This window comes from Anaerocolumna sp. MB42-C2 (genome assembly GCF_030913705.1).
Taxonomy (GTDB): domain Bacteria; phylum Bacillota; class Clostridia; order Lachnospirales; family Lachnospiraceae; genus Anaerocolumna.
On the sequence record NZ_CP133190.1, the window covers coordinates 3,055,573 to 3,074,170 of the forward strand.

Annotated in this window: 13 protein-coding genes and 1 other annotated feature; of the genes, 3 read left to right on the forward strand and 10 right to left on the reverse strand. The window is 37.2% G+C overall.

The window, feature by feature from the left end; genetic code table 11:
• Positions 1–64 precede the first annotated feature (64 nt).
• Entirely contained in the window at positions 65–2,092 is a 2,028-nt protein-coding gene (locus RBU59_RS13490; protein WP_308148380.1) for an ABC transporter substrate-binding protein, read from the reverse strand.
• A 534-nt stretch (positions 2,093–2,626) separates the two neighbouring features.
• Positions 2,627–2,680 (forward strand) — a sequence feature (sodium ion sensor (DUF1646 type); this cis-regulatory element may regulate processes involved in with the transportation of sodium ions).
• A 132-nt stretch (positions 2,681–2,812) separates the two neighbouring features.
• On the opposite strand from RBU59_RS13490, the gene RBU59_RS28795 reads away from it, so the two are divergent.
• Positions 2,813–2,965, forward strand: a complete 153-nt coding sequence (locus tag RBU59_RS28795; protein ID WP_442871705.1) for an OadG family protein — start codon at positions 2,813–2,815, stop codon at positions 2,963–2,965.
• Between the two features lie 45 nt (positions 2,966–3,010).
• Positions 3,011–4,150 carry a sodium ion-translocating decarboxylase subunit beta gene (locus RBU59_RS13495; protein ID WP_334307758.1) on the forward strand — a complete coding sequence of 380 codons (1,140 nt, stop codon included), beginning with the start codon at positions 3,011–3,013 and terminating at the stop codon, positions 4,148–4,150.
• Between the two features lie 245 nt (positions 4,151–4,395).
• On the opposite strand, the gene pdaA is transcribed toward RBU59_RS13495, so the two are convergent.
• On the reverse strand, positions 4,396–5,214 hold the full coding sequence (gene pdaA, locus RBU59_RS13500; RefSeq protein ID WP_308148382.1) for a delta-lactam-biosynthetic de-N-acetylase: 819 nt from the start codon (positions 5,212–5,214) through the stop codon (positions 4,396–4,398).
• A gap of 287 nt (positions 5,215–5,501) precedes the next feature.
• On the opposite strand from pdaA, the gene RBU59_RS13505 reads away from it, so the two are divergent.
• Positions 5,502–5,747, forward strand: a complete 246-nt coding sequence (locus tag RBU59_RS13505; RefSeq protein ID WP_308148383.1) for a DUF3243 domain-containing protein — start codon at positions 5,502–5,504, stop codon at positions 5,745–5,747.
• A gap of 477 nt (positions 5,748–6,224) precedes the next feature.
• Here the strand turns inward: RBU59_RS13505 and RBU59_RS13510 are convergent, their stop codons facing one another.
• The 8 genes from RBU59_RS13510 to RBU59_RS13545 all read right to left on the reverse strand — a co-directional run bounded on the left by RBU59_RS13510 (position 6,225) and on the right by RBU59_RS13545 (position 18,418).
• Complete coding sequence (locus tag RBU59_RS13510; protein ID WP_308148384.1) at positions 6,225–8,225, reverse strand: beta-galactosidase; 2,001 nt, start codon at positions 8,223–8,225, stop codon at positions 6,225–6,227.
• A gap of 20 nt (positions 8,226–8,245) precedes the next feature.
• On the reverse strand, positions 8,246–10,318 hold the full coding sequence (locus tag RBU59_RS13515; protein ID WP_308148385.1) for a beta-glucosidase family protein: 2,073 nt from the start codon (positions 10,316–10,318) through the stop codon (positions 8,246–8,248).
• Positions 10,319–10,340: 22 nt separating this feature from the next.
• Positions 10,341–11,375 (reverse strand): galactose/methyl galactoside ABC transporter permease MglC, encoded by a 1,035-nt coding sequence (mglC, locus tag RBU59_RS13520; protein WP_308148386.1) that lies wholly within the window; start codon positions 11,373–11,375, stop codon positions 10,341–10,343.
• Between the two features lie 17 nt (positions 11,376–11,392).
• Positions 11,393–12,937, reverse strand: coding sequence for a sugar ABC transporter ATP-binding protein (locus tag RBU59_RS13525; RefSeq protein WP_330698543.1), 1,545 nt, complete (start codon positions 12,935–12,937; stop codon positions 11,393–11,395).
• A gap of 71 nt (positions 12,938–13,008) precedes the next feature.
• A complete protein-coding gene (locus RBU59_RS13530) occupies positions 13,009–14,130 on the reverse strand; it encodes a galactose ABC transporter substrate-binding protein (RefSeq protein ID WP_308148387.1) in 1,122 nt (373 codons plus the stop codon).
• A gap of 168 nt (positions 14,131–14,298) precedes the next feature.
• Entirely contained in the window at positions 14,299–15,765 is a 1,467-nt protein-coding gene (locus RBU59_RS13535) for an ATP-binding cassette domain-containing protein (RefSeq protein ID WP_308148388.1), read from the reverse strand.
• The gene (locus RBU59_RS13540; RefSeq protein ID WP_308148389.1) at positions 15,762–16,799 is read right to left on the reverse strand and encodes a sensor histidine kinase; all 1,038 of its coding nucleotides are present in this window, start codon (positions 16,797–16,799) and stop codon (positions 15,762–15,764) included. The genes RBU59_RS13535 and RBU59_RS13540 overlap by 4 nt, the downstream gene beginning before the upstream one ends.
• A gap of 11 nt (positions 16,800–16,810) precedes the next feature.
• Entirely contained in the window at positions 16,811–18,418 is a 1,608-nt protein-coding gene (locus tag RBU59_RS13545) for a response regulator (protein WP_308148390.1), read from the reverse strand.
• Positions 18,419–18,598: the final 180 nt, after the last annotated feature.

Here is an 18,598-nt window from a genome sequence, read left to right on the forward strand (position 1 = left end):
GTTTTTACTGCCCGGTGAGTATCACCAGGCAGCAAAAATACTATATTACAGTAAACATTTGTTTTTATTTAACAGGTGAAATCTCTGTCAATATATACTTAAAGCAGCTCCACCACCACCATGGACCATTATAAGGATTTTCTGAATTCGGATAGTTATTCCAGTATGTGCTGTTCGTAGGAACGAATTTAACACCGGAATGGAAACCAATAAATGGAAGTTCTTCTATTGCAATCTTGAAAAATTCCTGACCCAGTTCATAAGCTTTCGCGTCATCCGGTGAAAGTTTAGATAACTCATGAATGATTTCAGTCGCTCTGTCATTCTTCCAACGTGTTCCCTGACCGGAACCTTTTTCTCCCATCGGAACGATAAGGTCAGCATCCCAGCCATTGATCTGTGAATAGATATCTTTGGTTATGAAACCGGTAGGCCAGTATCCTGCTATATCATAATTACCTGTTTGGCCATTGGTATCCCATGTTGCACTGGATTCACTAACAAGATTGATCTTGAATCCAAATTTTGTAAGTTGGTCATAAGCCGCCTGAACACCACGTCCTGCCTGAGCTTCGGTATCTGCTAAATAAGTCATATTAAATGTGAAAGGTTTTCCGTTAAAATACCAGCCGTCATCTTTTTTCTCAAGACCTGCTTTAATAAACAATTTCTCTGCTGCAGCGGGATCGTATTTCCAGCAGCCTACACCGAACATATCAACAAGAGCATCGTGATCTGTTGGGATATCATATCCTTTGCCTTTAAGAACTTCTGCCATTCTGTCTGCATAACCTTCGTCGAAAGGTTTCACAGTAGTACCATCACCTAAATCGAGTGAGAAATCTTTCAGCCATGGAAGTAATGGTTTCACATACAGTTCCTGAGCAGCGCTTGTATTGGTAAGGATCGGGAATGGTGACGCACGGCCTACACCGTTAAATATGTTCTGTGATATCTCGTCGAAATTCATTGCAAGTGCAACACCCCAACGGAAATCTTTATTATCAAAAGGAGCACCTTTACCCATAGAGAAAGCTAAACCTTTTGAACAAGGGTCATCACTGGTAGCATATGGGAAGTCTTTATACCAGCATGCGATATTCGGATTCTGAGCAGTCATAACTTCCAACATTTCCGGTGAAACTTCGCAAAGGATATCTACTTCGTTATTGATGAGACTCATCTGACGGGTAGTATCATCGCCAAGATTTCTGAACCATACGTATTTTGCCTGAGGTTCTTTTCCTGTAACAACACCAACGGTACTGTTCTTCCAGTCTTCACGGCGTTCATACAGAATCCATTTTCCTAAATCATCATAAGCCTTTACTGTATATGGACCAGCAACAACAGGTTCGGAATCCTTAAACTGGGTAACATCTGCCTGTTTTGAATAGATGTGTTCCGGAACGATTCTTAAATCATTACCCCAGATTGTAACACCGAATCTCTGTGCCAAACGAGGAAAAGGTTCATTCGTAACAATCTTAACAGTATAATCGTCAACTTTCTCAACGGATTTAAATACCTGTTTGTAATAAGTACACTGGGGTATACCAGGGTTGTTCATTATCATGTTAAATGTAAATGCAACGTCATCTGCAGTTAAATCTTCCCCGTCAGACCATTTAATACCCTGACGTATCTTAATTGTATGCTCTGTAAAATCTGCATTGGATTCCGGCATACCATCTGCAACTTCGCCGAACTGTTCCCCTTTAACAGTATCGATTTCCCACATCATTGCTGACATAAGCTGGTGAATACCGAACCCCATCGATGTTCCCTGCATATAGGAGTTAAATTGTCCTGGTGTGTCAGTAGGTGACTGACATTCAACGATAAGTGTTTCATTTCTTGGAGTTCCAACCTCCGTCATCTCTCCCGATGGCGCAGGTTCTGACTCAGCCTTTGTTTCAGTTTTCGTTTCTGTCTTAGTTTCCTTCTCCGTTACAGACTCTGCTTCTTGCGATGTTTCAGCAGTCTTTTTCCCGGTCGTCGTGTCTTTCGGACCTTTGCACCCGGTTAGCATGGCAGCTATAAGAACAAAAGCTACAATGTAAGCAAGCCATGTGCGTACTACCTTTTTCATATAAGTTCCTCCTTTATGATAAATTTCCCGGAATAAAAAGGGGTTAATTATAAACCTTTCTATCCCTTTTTTAAAAATCAGCCATTTGATTACAGAAAACAGCCGACAAATGTGTATCATTTGCGACAGTGCCGAGTACCTATCTATTATTTTTCGGTTTGGCGGTGATTTTTAATTTATGTTACTTCTTGCCTCCGGCGTGCCCCCCGCCTTTCCTGATACTCTCTTATCCTTGTTACTGTTCACTCCTCTGCAAAAAGCAGCAGTTCCGCGAGCAATAACACGCTTCACGATGTTGACTGAGAACAGTAACGATTTCTCAACTAATTTCTGTTTTCCCTTGTTTTTGTTATTTTTGACGTAAAAATTACTGTATTTAATTGCTTTCTATACAAAATATATAAACATAATTTATGTTTTAGAACTGTAATCCTGTATTATACCTATAATTCGTCCACCAAAACATACATTTAACACATATTGACATTTTGAAGTTTATATGGTATAATTTAAAAAAATATTTCGATTTTTTCCGGTTGGCAGTTTATTGTAAACTGTTTCAAGTTTTAGCTTAAAGGGTGGAGAGCTTCTTTATTAAAGTTCTCTTTTTTTGTGCAAAATTATAATTTTATGTAGGCGAATCGGAGAAATACAATTTAACCTATCTCCGATTTAAAATAAATTTTAAACTTACTTAACAAATGAAATGGGGTGAATGAAGTGTCTTTATCTGAGAGTATTCTTATTGCATTGTTCTGTATGGCGGTCGTATTTAGCGTCTTATGCATGCTCTGGGCTATTATTCGAGTATTTTCTCTGATTATAATAAATATTGAGAAAAGAAATGAAAAAAGCTCAACGGATGCTAATTAAAAGTTTATAATTTATACTATTTTCGACAAGTAAAAGGAGGACTTCATTGTGTTTATTGATTCACTGGTAAAATTGTTAGGAGATTCCGGCTTTGTTGCTTTAACCTGGCAATCTTTAATTATGATTTTTGTTTCATGTGTACTTATTTATCTTGCTATCGGTAAAAAATTCGAACCGCTTCTGCTATTACCAATCGCTTTTGGTATGCTTTTAGCCAATCTGCCACTAACAGGACTAATGGCTGAACCTGCCAGCGCAAAAGAAGCAGGCGGACTTCTTTATTATCTTTACCTGGGTGTTAAAAAGGGAATTTACCCCTCTTTGATCTTTTTAGGAATTGGTGCAATGACGGATTTCGGTCCATTAATAGCTCGTCCCAGCAGTTTACTTATTGGAGCCGGCGCTCAATTCGGTATTGCAGTAGCTTTCATAATAGCAACACTTATGGGATTTACACCACAGGAAGCTGCCTCCATTGGTATAATCGGCGGTGCAGATGGTCCTACAGCTATCTATCTTACAACAAGACTGGCTCCCCATCTCCTTGCCTCTATAGCGGTGGCCGCTTATTCTTATATGGCATTGATTCCGCTTATTCAGCCGCCTTTAATGAATTTACTTACTACAGAAAAAGAACGTAAAATAAAGATGGAACAATTAAGAAGTGTATCCAAGTTAGAAAAGATTTGTTTTCCCATCGCCGTATCAATTATTTGTATATTGCTTCTTCCGTCCGTTGCCCCATTAATCGGTATGCTTATGTTAGGTAATCTATTCAGAGAATCCGGTGTCGTAGAAAGACTATCTGATACTGTACAAAATGCATTAATTAATATAGTCACTATTTTCTTAGGGGTTACTGTTGGTGCCACCGCAGTTGGTTCAGAATTTTTAAGACCTCAAACCATAGGAATTATTATCCTTGGTCTTACTGCATTTATGTTCAGTACAATTGGAGGTCTGTTAATCGGTAAGTTAATGTGTGTCTTAACTAAGGGAAAGATAAACCCTCTGATCGGTTCTGCCGGAGTATCTGCTGTACCTATGGCTGCCCGTGTATCACAGGTGGAAGGTATGAAAGCAAGTCCGGGTAATTATCTGCTTATGCATGCTATGGGACCAAACGTAGCCGGAGTTATCGGTTCCGCTGTTGCAGCCGGTATCCTTTTATCTTTATTTAAATAATTATTAATCTTTATTTTTTCAAAACGAAAATATAATTTTCTATATTTTAAATTACTAAATTTTATTATACTGAATCAATAAAGTACTGCCGCAATTATATTCTACCGAAGAAATTACAAGTCATAAAACAGTAGAGTTTAATTGCAGCAGCACTTTTTCTTTCTTTATTTCTTTCTTTATTTCTTTTCTTTTGCTTAATTAAATTAATTTTTTAACTTTAGGCAGATTCTATTGTCAAGCTAATTTTATTGTTCAACCAAATCATTTAGATTGCCGAACGTATAACCCATCTCTTCCCATTTGGTAAGCAACTCATCTAAAATTTCTGAATTTGTTTTAGATGTACTATGAAGAAGCACAATAGCACCCGGATGAATTCTACCGCATAATTTTTTAAATGCTTCTTCTTTCGTAGGCTGTTTATCCTGATACCAGTCTACATAAGCAAGACTCCAGAAGAATGTCTTGTATCCTAACTTCTGAGCCATTTTCAGATTTGACTCACTGTATTTTCCCTGAGGTGGCCTATAATATTTTACCATCTTCTGTCCGGTACAAGCTTCATAGGCTGTATCCAGATCTTCCAATTCTTTACGGAAAGATTCCATAGACGCCATACTTGACATATTGGGATGGTGATATGTATGATTACCAACATTATGTCCCTCTTTTAGCATTCGTTTAACCAAATCCGGACTAGTATTAATATAATTACCTACTATAAAAAAAGTTGCCTTGACATTATGCTTTTTCAGGGCATCCAGGATGGCAGGCGTATATCCGTTTTCATACCCCGCATCAAAAGTTAAATAGATGACCTTTTTATTAACATCACCGATATAATAGGCATCATATTTTTTCATCTCATCCGGTGTAGCATTGCCCGTAGGTGGGTTTCCCTCCTTGGAGAACCCCAGTCCCCAGTTTTCTTCACTTGGTTTTAAGATATCTTTCCCATACACATCAGCTAATACAGCCGCTCCACCGCCAAGCAAGTACGCAATCATAAAAACAAAAATAGTCAGAATCACATTTTTGTTTCTTAAAAGTTTTATCCATTTCATAAAAAACTCCATCAAATATTATTATTATAATATATTTGATGGAGTTTCCAGTCATTCCTGTATAACTTGGTCCTTTTTAAATGTTTTCGGATAATATTATATAGAATTATTATTTGAAAGCATTTTCACCTCTCAATTTGTCTCCCTTAAATTTTAAAGACAACTTTATATCAGCAAAAAACAATTTATATCATAAAGTCTTTTACGATTCCAAAAAAAGAAAACATTAGATCTTACATATATTACTCAAATAATAAAATAATATATATTATAAGGAGGAAGTTTATATGGAAATAATGGAAAACTGGCATGATTGGAAAAAGACTCTAGGTAAAGCAGTTGATCTCGGAGAAACCGTTGGTATGTCTGAAAAGACAATAAATGATCTTTCCGAAAAAGTTGGGACCTACCTTTCAAACCATGTTCAACCTCACAACGATGAGGAAAAACTTTTAAAGGATATGTGGGATGCGGCAGACGAAGAAGACAGAAAAGTTTTAGCTAAGATTGTTGTAAAAATTGTTGATAAATAAAATACAACACTTTTTAAGTTTAGTTCATATAATGTTGGGTCCTATCTATGGTACCATCCTGCGGAATTGGCAAAATATCTGGTTGCTATCTGGTTGAAATGCAATTTTGCAGGTGGAGGCTCCACTCCTAAAGTAGAGAATATTAATGCCCTGGAACAAGAATATATCAAACTTGCAAAATAAAATCTATAAGCAGGGGCTGTTGCAAAATAATAAACTTATCGAGCTTGGGCCTAGAATATAGTTAATATTTCTTGAATTTCGTTAAGTCGCGCGAATGGCTACATTCTCTTTCTTGTAGCCATTCGTGCATACTCTTCACAAAATATCTAAATATATTCTCTCCTGGGTAAGATAGATTTTAAATTTTGCAAAAGTCCTAGTTACTTAATCGGCTCCTCTATCCGTTACAAACGATCAAAAACCCTCTATAAGTTACGGACTCCGGTTTTCGCCGATTCTGCCGCAGTAGCAGTGTCATCTTAAGTGCTTACCCAGAACAGCTACACCATATGCCTCAAGTTTTATAGTATTAACAACTTTTTGATCTGTTAGAAAATCTGTATATTCTTCATTTACAGCTATAACTGTATTGTAATTATTATGATTCAGAATAAATTTAACATGGTTTTTTCCATCTGTAGTATCTACAACCTCTATTCCTTCCTGCTCATAAAGTCTTGTCTCAATGCCGGCCTGATTACAGAGATATTTTGTAAAATTGCTTCTTGCCTTATCATCCAAATCGCAAGCTAAATAATATACGGTACCTTTTCTCGTCAAACATGGAGTTCCTGCAAAATAACTTTCCGTATATAACCCCAAAACCTCTGCATCCTCAGGAGTCACGATATCACACCAGATATCAGCCGTACCGGACCCAAAGATACCTGCTACTGAAGTTGATTTTTCAAACTGAGGGTCATAATCATTCACTTTTACACCGGTCAATTCTGCAAGCGGTCCCGGTATCGTTTGCGGCAGCATTCTATTATATTCATCTTTAAAAGCTGACCGGAAAGTTATAACTAAAGTGCCGCCCTTTGCTGCATAGCTTTCCAGATTATTTTTAGCCTCCTCCGAAACAAATGCCAAAGCAGGTGCCAATACCAGGGAATACTCTGATAATTCGTCCTCCGCCTGTACAAAATCAACCGGAATATTCATATCATAAAATGGCTTATAAAACGATAGCAAGAGATTATCATATTGAAACCCTTCTACATTCTGAAAGATCGTATGGCACCACTCCGTGTCAAAAGATTTAATAATTGCCGCCCTTGCTTTCGGCATTAAAGAACCAACTCTTAGACTTAATAGCTCCATTTCTTCACCGGTTCGCATTATTTCTGCATATCTTCTGTTTTCTTTTCCATCATGACCTAATATGCCGTGCCAGTTTTGCTCCGCACCAAAGGTACACGCTCTCCATCTGAAATATACTACCGTATCAGCACCATTCGCAACTGCTTCATAGGTCCATAATCTGAGCTTTCCCGGATCCGGTGAGGGACCCATTTTACTCCACCCGCATGGCCCGCTCTGCTGTTCCATTACCCAGAACGGTTTTTTCTTATATGACCTTAACAGCGCATGATCTCTGGAAACTGTCTCCATCTTTGCCTTGCCCCATTGAAACTCAATATAATTATCCCAGGAAACAAAATCTAATTCCTTGGATAACTTAAAATAATCTATTCCTGTTCCGGAATTGACGGCGGCATCCAAAAGATTACTTGTACATGGCTTATCACTATATTTTTTTATAATATCTACTGACTCTTTGGTAAAACTTATAATAGAGTCACTGCAAAATCTGTAGTAATCTATCAATAAGCTTGGATTCTGTCCCTGTGTTCCGGAATCAAAATCAAAGCAAGTACCTGCTTTCGGTATGATGACTTCGTCAAAGCTATTATAAATCTGACTCCAGAATACAGTTCCATAGCTCTTATTAAGGCATTCAATCGTTTTATATTTCTTTGCAAGCCAGTCAATAAATTTTTTACGGCATTCTTCACAATAACAGCGGGCCGTATTTCCGTGACCCAGCTCATTGTCTATCTGCCACCCCTCCACATAAGGATTTTTCCCGTATCGTTTAGCAATAAGTCCAACCAGCTTCCGGATTTTTTCTCTGTATATTTCACTATTAAAACAATAATGCTTTCTCGTACCAAACAGTTTCGTATTTCCATGAATATCTTCCGCTAAAATCCCCGGATATTTATCGATCATCCATTTAGGAGGAGTCGCCGATGGAGTACAAAGAATAATTTTTATCCCTTTTTTCCCAAAAAAGTCTATTATCTCATCCATCCAGGCAAATTCATAAACCTCTTCCTTTGGCTCATATAAACTCCATGCAAATTCTCCGACACGAATTACTTTTATCTTAGCTTTTAACATTAGCCGGGCATCCTGTTCCCACCGTTCTCTGCCCCAATGCTCAGGATAGTAATCAACACCGATTCGCATATTCTCTTCCTTTCATGCAACTACCTAAAAGTAAATTTTACCGACTGAAGATCTTTCATTCTGCTGCAATTTCCAATATAAGCAACATATACGATATCCTCTTGTACAAATTCATTTTTAGTCTCGTCAAAATATGCCATGTTCTCTTGTGAAACCTGAAGACACACTTCTCTCTCTTCGCCCGGATTCAACTCAATTCTTGCAAAATCTTTTAGTACCTTTACCGGTCTGTCTACCGAACTTTCCTCACATCCCACATATAACTGTACGATTTCCGCACCTTTTCTGCTGCCGGTATTTTTCACTGTTACCGTTATTTTTGCCTTATTATTAAAGCTGGAAATCTGCGGAGCACTAATGTCGAATGTGGTATAAGACAGTCCATAACCAAATGGATAGAGTACATTTTTATTCTCTTTTTCCATTTTCGCATATCCGTGATAATATTCATAAGTTATGCTGGTACAATCCGGGTCAAACTCCGGATAATCGTCTTCTTTATAGGCTACCGTATACGGAAGTTTACCGCTGGGGCATACGTCCCCAAATAAAATATCTGCCAGGGCATTGCCGCCTTCCATACCACTATAGAAAGAAAACAGTATTGCCGATACATCCTGCTCCCATTCGTCAATAAGAATGGCGCTGCTCCCCACCAGTGATACGACGGTATTCGGATTAACACCCTTTAATCCTTTTATTAAATCAATATCCCTTTTATGCAGTCTCATAGATGCCCGGTCTCCGCCCATCTCTGCAATATCACTCCGGTCGGCAAGAAATTCTCCTTCATCCGAATGAATATATCCTGCCACAATAATCACCGCGTCCGCTTCTTTCGCAAGGGATCTTGCTTTTTCCAAATCATTTCCGTCATGATAAAGAATTTCTGCTGTCGGCATTTTTCTCATCAAACCGCGCAAAGGAGTAACCGTATACCAGGGATGAACTTTACTGGAACCATGATCTCCGATATTTTCTGTATTTCCTAAGACACCCAGAACCACAATACGGTTTGTTTTTTCCGAATGAAACGGAAGAATATTTCCTTCATTTTTTAGCAGAACCATGGATTCCTCAGCCGCTCTCCTGGCGACAGCAATATGTTCTGCAGAAGCAATACAATCCGCTTTATATCCCTTAGGATCTTTTCTGGTTTCAAAATAAAGGATGGTTCTTAAAATATACCCAACCGCCTCGTCAATATCTTTTTCGTCAATTCTTCCTTCCGCTACTGCATCCGGTAATTGATTCACATAACAGAGAAGGCTTGGCATTTCTATATTCATTCCATTTTGTACCGCCTTAACAGCATCTTTCACTGCCCAGATAAAGTCAGATAAAGTGAATCCCTCAAATCCCCACATTGTCCTTAGAATATCTTTTAATAAGAGTTTACTTTCTGATGCCTGGTCACCGTATACTTTATTGTAAGCACCCATTACGGATGCCGCACCTGCTTCTATACAACGTTTAAAATGCGGAAGATAAACTTCGTGAAGCGTTCTCTTGTCTGCAAAAACATCGGCTTTAAAACGGGCATTTTCAATACTGTTCATGGCAAAATGCTTGATACAGGCCATAACATTTTGGCTCTGCACCCCTTTGGTAAGCGCCGCACCCATTTCTCCAAGATGATACTGGTCTTCGCCGTAACATTCCTGGGCCCGTCCCCATCTTGGATTACGCGGCAAATTAATGCATACACCGCCGAAATAATTACCTCCCTGTGCCCGTATCTCGGCTCCTATTACTTCTCCTATTTTTTCTTCCAGTTCCCTGTCAAACGATGCACCTCTGGCCATGGATACCGGAAAACAGGTGGAGGAACCTGCAACCACTCCTCTTGGCCCATCTACAAAACGTACATTAGGTAACCCTAATCTGTCTATGACCTTCGTAGGATACGGTTTCATATTATAATGTTCGATTACAAATAAGTCATCCATTAATTTTTCTTCTGTCGACTGACCGGACATAATCCCTATTTTTTCATCCAGGGTTAACTGTGGAATAATCTCGTCTACAAACCTTTTAATATCTTCTTTACTGCAGTCTTCCGTTAATTTCGTATTTTTTACCACATCACGCATATTAGATACCTCCATAATCATATTATTTTTTCTTCGTATATTTTCTCATATCAAGAATTACGGCAAATAAAATAATTAAACCTTTCACTATATATTGCCAATACATATTAACTCCGATAAATGCCAAACCATAGTTAATTACCGTAAAGATAAGAACTCCAATCAGTACCCCTCCCACACTTCCGATTCCACCGGTAAGGGAAACTCCTCCTACTACGGCTGCCGCAACCGCATCTAATTCATATCCGTTACCGGTTGTATTCGATGCACTGCCGATACGTGCAACTTCAAGGGTAGCGGCAAAAGCATACATTGCGCCTGCTAATGTATATACAAGAATCTGGATGCGGTCTACATTAACCCCCGATACTTTTGCTGCCTCCGGATTACCTCCGACCGCATACATATATTTACCGAATTTCGTCTTGTTCCATAATACCCAGATAATGGCAGCTATTATAATTGCAATAATAATTAAATAAGGAATTCTAAAACTTCCAATACCAATAGAACCAGTCGCTATTTTAGTAAATTTATAATCAATTCCGCCGATTGGCTGTGCTCCATAGGGAGGACGGTCAAAATAAATGGATGCTAATCCATAGAGCACCAACTGCATCGCTAACGTAGCTACAAAAGGTGGCACCTTACATTTTGAAACCACAATACCGGAAAGCATTCCTGCGATTGCGCAGACAGCCATAACCACCAGAAAAGGTACAATGATTGGAAGCTCTGCAAGATTTGGATACATTCTGTATGCATAAGTAACCTGCTGCATCAGAGACGCTGAAACAACCGCTGCAAATCCAATCATACGTCCCGCCGATAAATCTACCCCCTGTACGATTAGCACCATTGCCGAGCCTAGAGCAATGATTATTCTTGTTGAGGATTGGGAAAAAATATTAGTAAAATTATTCAAAGATAAAAATTTAGGTTCAAATGCAGCAATCAATATTAATAGCCCTATTAAAACAACATACATGGCTTTTTGAGCCAATAGTTCTTTTATATTTATGTTTTTTCTCTCTATACCTTTACTTAAACTACTCATGTTAAATTCCTCCATTGCTATACGTATTTTGCTGATGAGCTCATAATCTCTACCTGGGAAGTGCTTTTTGCCTCAAATAATCCTGACTGTCTGCCATTGCTCATGACTAAGATTCTGTCACAAATTCCAAGTAATTCAGGCATTTCAGAGCTTACAATAATCACTCCTTTTCCCTGTTCCGCCAACTGATTGATTAATTGATATATTTCAAATTTGGCTCCGACATCAATGCCCCTGGTAGGTTCGTCCAGCAGCAATATGTCAGGATTGGTCAGCAGCCAACGGCCAAGTATTACTTTCTGCTGATTGCCTCCGGATAAATTACCGATAAAGGTTTTTCCCGAAGGTGTTTTAACATTCATAGCTTGAATCATTTTTGTAACATCCTGCTGAATCAATTTATTATTAAGTACTCCTATTCTATTCGAATAATTCCCTACATTCGCAATAATTGTATTAAATGCAACACTAAGTGTTGCAAAAATCCCATCTGCGCGCCGTTCTTCCGTGAGCATTGCAAATCTGTTCTTCATAGCCTTAATCGGTGTACTGTTATCTATTTTTTTTCCGTTAAAAAGAATTTCACCCTTCCCTATTCTCCTGATGCCAAAAAGAGTTTCCAATAATTCGGTCCGGCCTGCTCCTACCAATCCGGCAACACCTAAAATTTCACCTTCATGTAGTTGGAAATTTACTTCCTTAATTGCCGGTGCAAAGGAAGAAAGATCCTTAACTTCCAGCAACACACCGCCGATACTGCTATTTCTAACCGGGTAACGGTTCGTCAATTCTCTTCCCACCATCATTTTAATAATAGCATCAATCGATAATTCCTTAGCTGGTTTTGTCGCTATCCATTTTCCATCCCGCATAATGGTTACTTCATCGGAAATCCTCAAAATTTCTTCCATTTTATGGGATATATATATAATACTTGTGTCATTTTTTTTCAATTTATCAATGATTCTAAATAAATGTTCAACTTCCTTATCTGTTAATGAGGACGTTGGTTCGTCCATTACAATTACTTTTGCATGATAGGATACCGCTTTTGCTATCTCTATCATTTGTTTCTGCGAAACCTGAAGTGTTCCGATTCTAACTTTAGGATCAATATCAATATCTAAATCGTTAAAAATAACTTTAGTATCTTCGTACATTTTCTTTTCATCAACCAGGCCGTTTTTCATCGGATAGCGTCCCAGCCATACATTTTCCATAACAGTCTGATATAGTACCTGATTAAGCTCCTGATGAACCATAGAAACCTGATTATGCAAAGCTTCTGCCGGATTGGAAAATTTTATATTTTTCCCGTTAAGTAAAATTTCTCCGCTATCACTAGAATAAATTCCAAACAAACATTTCATCAGCGTTGATTTTCCCGCACCATTTTCACCCATTAAAGAATGAACCGAACCCCAGCGTAAATGAAAGCTGACATGATCTAAAGCCTTTACACCCGGGAACTCCTTACTGATTCCTTTCATTTCTAACAGGTATTCACCTTTTTTAACAATGTCTGGAGTTTTATTATTATTGTTTTCCCTGCTTTTGGACATGTTTAACCCTCTTTTCTGCAAATATAGGACACACGTTCATTTATTACGTATGCCCTATATTTAATTTAGATTTATTTCGCGTACGTAGATTTTGCTACATCAAGATTTTCTTTCGTAATCGCCTGATAAGGGACACGAACTGCTTTTGCTTCATCTAACTTGAAATCCATACCATCACAGGCATCTTTTCCATTGATTAAGTTTTCGGCCATCTTCACAATAACCTGTCCCTGGGTCTTAGCATCCTGCAGTACGGAACCCATTACTTCTCCGCTTTCTATTTTATCTAACATCTCCGGAAGAGCATCAATTCCAATAATCGGAATATATTTTTCACTTTCTGTTCCTTTCATGTTATATCCGGCTGCCTCGATAGAGGTCAATGCTCCCAGAGCCATTGCGTCATTTGCCGCTACAATACATTCAATCTCATCACCGTATTTGGAAATCCATGCATCCATTTTATCTTTTGCTGTTGCTGTCACCCACATACCGGTATCTTCGGCAAGTAAGTCAATTTCAATTCCTGCATCTTCAATTGTACTTTTTACATAATCTGCTCTGGGCTGGGAAGCGGTATGTCCCGGATCACCCATTAAATTGACCAGCTGGAGCTTTCCGTCCCCGTTCTTATCCATATCGGGATTTGCTTTCCATGCATCAGCAACCATCTGCCCTTCAATGGCTGCTCCATAATCTCCTCCGGTTGAAGTAACCTGATATGCATTCTCATAGGAATCAATAACACCTTCATCAGTTATTTCTTTATTAAAGAAAATAATTGGCAGGTTACCAGCTGCTTTTACTTTTTCAATCAGCGCCGGAGCTGCTGTTGTATCACAAACAGATAAGGCAATTACCTTTGCCCCTTTTGCAATCATGGTATCAACCTGATTTGTTTGTGTCGATTGATCGTTTTGCCCGTCTTCAATATTAGTCTTAAAAATACCGTCCGATGCGTTAACAATACTTTTTCCAATATAGGAATTGAAATTATCCGAAGCGGAATAGATACCGGCACCTAAAATCGGTAAATCCTTTGAATCCTTTCCTCCTGCTTCCTGCGATGTCTCCTGCACCCCATCCTGTGTTCCCTTACCTGCATTTTCTCCGGTAGAAGAATTATCTCCGCAAGCTGACAATGATATAATCATTGCACCACATAACAATAAGCTTAATACTTTCCTTCTCATGTTAAACCCTCCTGATACTTTTGTTGTGATTTATTACAATAACAGGATACCCTTAACTACGTTATTATACAACTTTCTATCTTTAGAAGTAGTCGACTATTTTTAGAACTTAATTCTCGCTAAAAAAAAATAAGATACAGGTATTTATTTGTGATAAATACCTATATCTTATTTTCCGCCATATAAAAATTGATATACTCCGTCTTCATCGATTACAGTACCATTGTGTACAAATATATTTTCCCCGTCAACCAAATCAATTTCCGAGAACGCCGATAATAGAATGATAACCGTAATTCCACGATTTCTCAGCATTTCAATCATTAGAACCGTAGTTTCCCTTACATGCACATCTTCCTGTGCAAAGGGCCTTATGCAGACGACTACTTTGGGATTATACAGATACCATTTATAATAAGCCATTCGTTGTAAATCCACAGGTTGAATTTCCTCTGGTTTCTTGTCCAAATCTGCTGCATCAAAAGCCGCATCCAAAAAATTTCTAATATTTTTTCTGAACCGTCTGCGTAGCCAAAACATAGGAACTTTTTCGCCTAAAAGCAAACTAATATTTTCAAAAGCAGTCAAATTACCTAACAGTTTGTTTTCATAAGCAAATTCTTCAATAAATCCTACTCCCCGCTTAATAGCCTGGCTCATATTACTGACAGAATAGCATTCTCCTTCTATCCGTATATTGCCACTCTCAGCTTTTCTTTCTCCTTTTAATAATTCCAATATATGATTCCCGCTTGCGTCATCCATATAATAAATTTTAACAACTTCGCCGCGTCCAACCGTAAAAGAGAATTTATGAAGCACTTCCGTAGAAACATGATCAAACTCTATCTCTGATGTCCATTCATCATATTCTACATTATTTACTGGCGCAACCGGATTTTTTTTCTCTGTTTCATCTCTGAGAAGCATTTCAAAAACCTTATCACTCTGTACATTTTTTGAATTTACGATTCCCATTGTTTTACCATGTTTGATAATAACAAAATTATCTGACCAACGGAAAATAATTTCATCAAAAGCCTCTATGATAAGAAAAGACATCTCAAACTGCCGCATTTTTTTCATCATTGTATAAACTTCATCTAATTCCGGTTCTTTTAAAAAGCTTGTTATATTTGAAAAGGCAATAATTTTTTTCCTTTCCGCAAAAGCTTTTACCATCTCAAGAATGACTCTGTCTTTTTCTGAAAGTGAAACGGGTGAATTATATTTTCGAAGATTGATACCCAACTTATTTTCGATTTCTTTTATTGGTATCTCAAAGGCATGCTTACTTACAAAATAGCGAGGTACATAAGAAGAGAATAAAAAAATGTTTTCCTCTACACTTAAGGATCGTATTAATTTACTGGTGCGCTCAATAACAGAAATATTGTTTTCAAAACATTTCTCATAATTTTCTGTCGAAATTTTGTTATTCTCAAAGGCAATCTTCCCTGTTTGCAGCGGTTTCTTACCTTTGAGAAAATCTACCAAAATATTTTTTTCCAAAGCATTATCAAATACAAATCCAAGACTGTCACCATGAAACAGATTAAAATAGAGACTTTTAATAATCTCCACGCCATTATTAAAAATACTTCCGTTTTCTACAAATAACAATTCTTTCTTCACGATCTGCTTCCTTCTGAATGAATATTCGGGATCGTAATTCGAACATCCGTCCCCATTCCCGGCAAACTATATACATGTATACCATATTCTTCCCCAAATAAAAGTTTTATCCTGCGGCATACATTTTTAAGTGCTATTCCTCCGCTTTTACCGCGGTCGTCATTTACATAACTTACGGATACCCGCTCAAGTTTAGCATTGAGTTCTTCCAGTTTATCTTCCGGAATTCCGACCCCGTCATCTTTAATACTGATATAGAATTTTGTATCCGATAGTTCAAAATCTAAAACAACTACTCCGGCATTTGACTTTTTTTCAAGTCCATGAAAAATAGCGTTTTCAATAATTGGCTGCAATGTTAATTTAGGAATCTTTAATTGCAAAATATCTTGCTGTTTCTCCGGTAAATTAAAAACTATTTTTAATTTTTCCCCAAATCGGTATTCCTGTATTGCGAAATAATTTTCTACGTTTTCTATTTCACTTTCAAGCGTTACCAAATTTTCTGTTTCCGTAATCGTATAGCGAAAAAATTTCGAAAGTGCTTCTGTTATATTAGCAATATCCTCCTTGCCGGCACATAACGCATCACCCCGGATAGCATCTAACGTATTATAAAGAAAATGTGGATTGATCTGATTCTGTAAAGCTAGATATTCTGCCTGTTTTGTAGAGATTTTAATTGCACTTTGTTTATCTAACATATTATGCAATCGCTGTAAAACCTCTTGTAACTCCGGAACAATTTGATAGTCTTCCTCAAATAATTCTTCATAGATTAATCCATCCTTAAACTTTTTAAATTTATTTATTTTTCGCAGATAAGGCAACATGATTTTATGCTCAAATACATATACGAGAAAGCTGAATAAAAGAATAATAAAAAAGGTACTCCCCCAAAATACTTTAGAATCAATTATTTGATATTGGTATAATACGATAAGAAAAGAAAAGCTCAACGTTATTACCATTGCAAATAAAATAAAAACAACAAGAAAAATTTGTTTGGAAAATGTTTCATACTCCTTTTTCATTCATCCACCTGCTAACGATATAATTTACGGTATTCCGACGGGGTTAAGCCTGTAATCCTTTTAAAAACCTTTGAAAAATATTTAAAATCAGAGTATCCGACTTCCGTTGAAATATCAATCAGTGACCGGTTCGTTGATGCAAGAAAATTCTTTGCATTTTGAACGCGGATTTCCATAACATATTCCATAAAGTTTTTCCCGGTTTCCTTCTTAAAAAGTGAAGAAAAGTAGGCAGGATTAAACCCTATTTGTGCACTGATGCTTTCTAAACTTAATGCTAAATTGTAATTATCGTTAATATATTGCTTTGCCAGACGTATTGGTTTCGTTTCAGCCAGTTTTATACTTTCACGATATCGTTCCAGCAGTTCATTAATTTCTTTTTCCAGCCCGTTAAAAACATCGTCCGGTGAAAAATAGGTCTCATATAATTTTTCATAATATGATACAGGCGGAATAACAAACTCACTGCTAAAGTCTTTAAAACCATAGACTATAATACCAATGACTTCCATATAGCAGTCAAATACTAATTTTCCATTTGTGCTGTAAGGAAGCACCCGGATTTTCAGCTCTTGTAATATATTTGAAATCCCATCCGGATTAAACCTTTCCAGATTACCGCGCAGATCGTTTTTCATCTGAACATCTACAATATCGCTTACTTCTCTTTTATCTTCCTTTCTATCCTGATACTCAATAATATATTTTTCCTGTCCCGATAATCTGTTAAAAATGGCTTCTTGGGCCTGTCCCAAAGAACTTGTTAATTCTTTCAGGTTATCAATGACGGAACCGATTCCTATATATACCTTAAGTTCCCGGAATATACTCTTTAAATTAATAATGTCGAGTCTCATTTTCTTCAATTGCTTTTTCACTTCAAAAAGAGAGGGCTCATTTACATTAATAATTAAAATAATACTGTCTTCATATTCCATAAAAATAATTTCCTGGCAATATTTTGTTAACCGTTCTTTCAGCATTTGCTGTATTTTCGTTAATGCCATGTCACGCTCTTCATCACTTAAGCGCTTGCCTCGGATGAACGGCTGAATTTTTAATACTGTATAATAACCTTCTATAAAATGAGTATGATACTCTTTATTAAACTCCTCGATATTATTTAAATTTATCTTTTCCGGATTCAATATCAGATCTGCGATAAGTGATTTTTTCACTTTTTCACTGGAACTCTCCGCAAGAGATTTCCATTTGTTCTGCTCGATCTGCTGCTCCAATATATTATAATGCTTTTCTTTTATTTTAATAAGTGTGTTTACCAGTTCTTCTTTTCTCAAAGGTTTAAGCAAATAATCCTGTACTCCGTAATGAATTGCATTTTGGGCATATTCAAAATTACTGTATCCGCTGATAATAATAAAGCTAATATCCGGATAGGCTCCCTTTGCTTGTTTTATCATCTCAAGGCCATCGCAATTTGGCATCCGGATATCCGAAATAACAATGTCAGGTTTATTTTCAATGATATATTCCAAAGCAGTCTGGCCATCATGTAAGATATCTACAACTTCTAAATTCATAACTTCCCAGTCAACGAGATGTAAAATCAATTGACATACTTTTACTTCATCATCAACAATTAGTACTTTAAGCAATGCTTAGCCTCCTTACAATTGTTATTTGTTAATTCCGGTAAATTACAAGCTTCTTCTGATTATATTTCTATTCTAGCATCAGTTTTTAACAATGTAAAGCAAAGTATACTGTCAAACAATAAAAAACAGGGCTTATTATATAAAAACATCATAGAAACTCACATATTGTAGCTATATGTT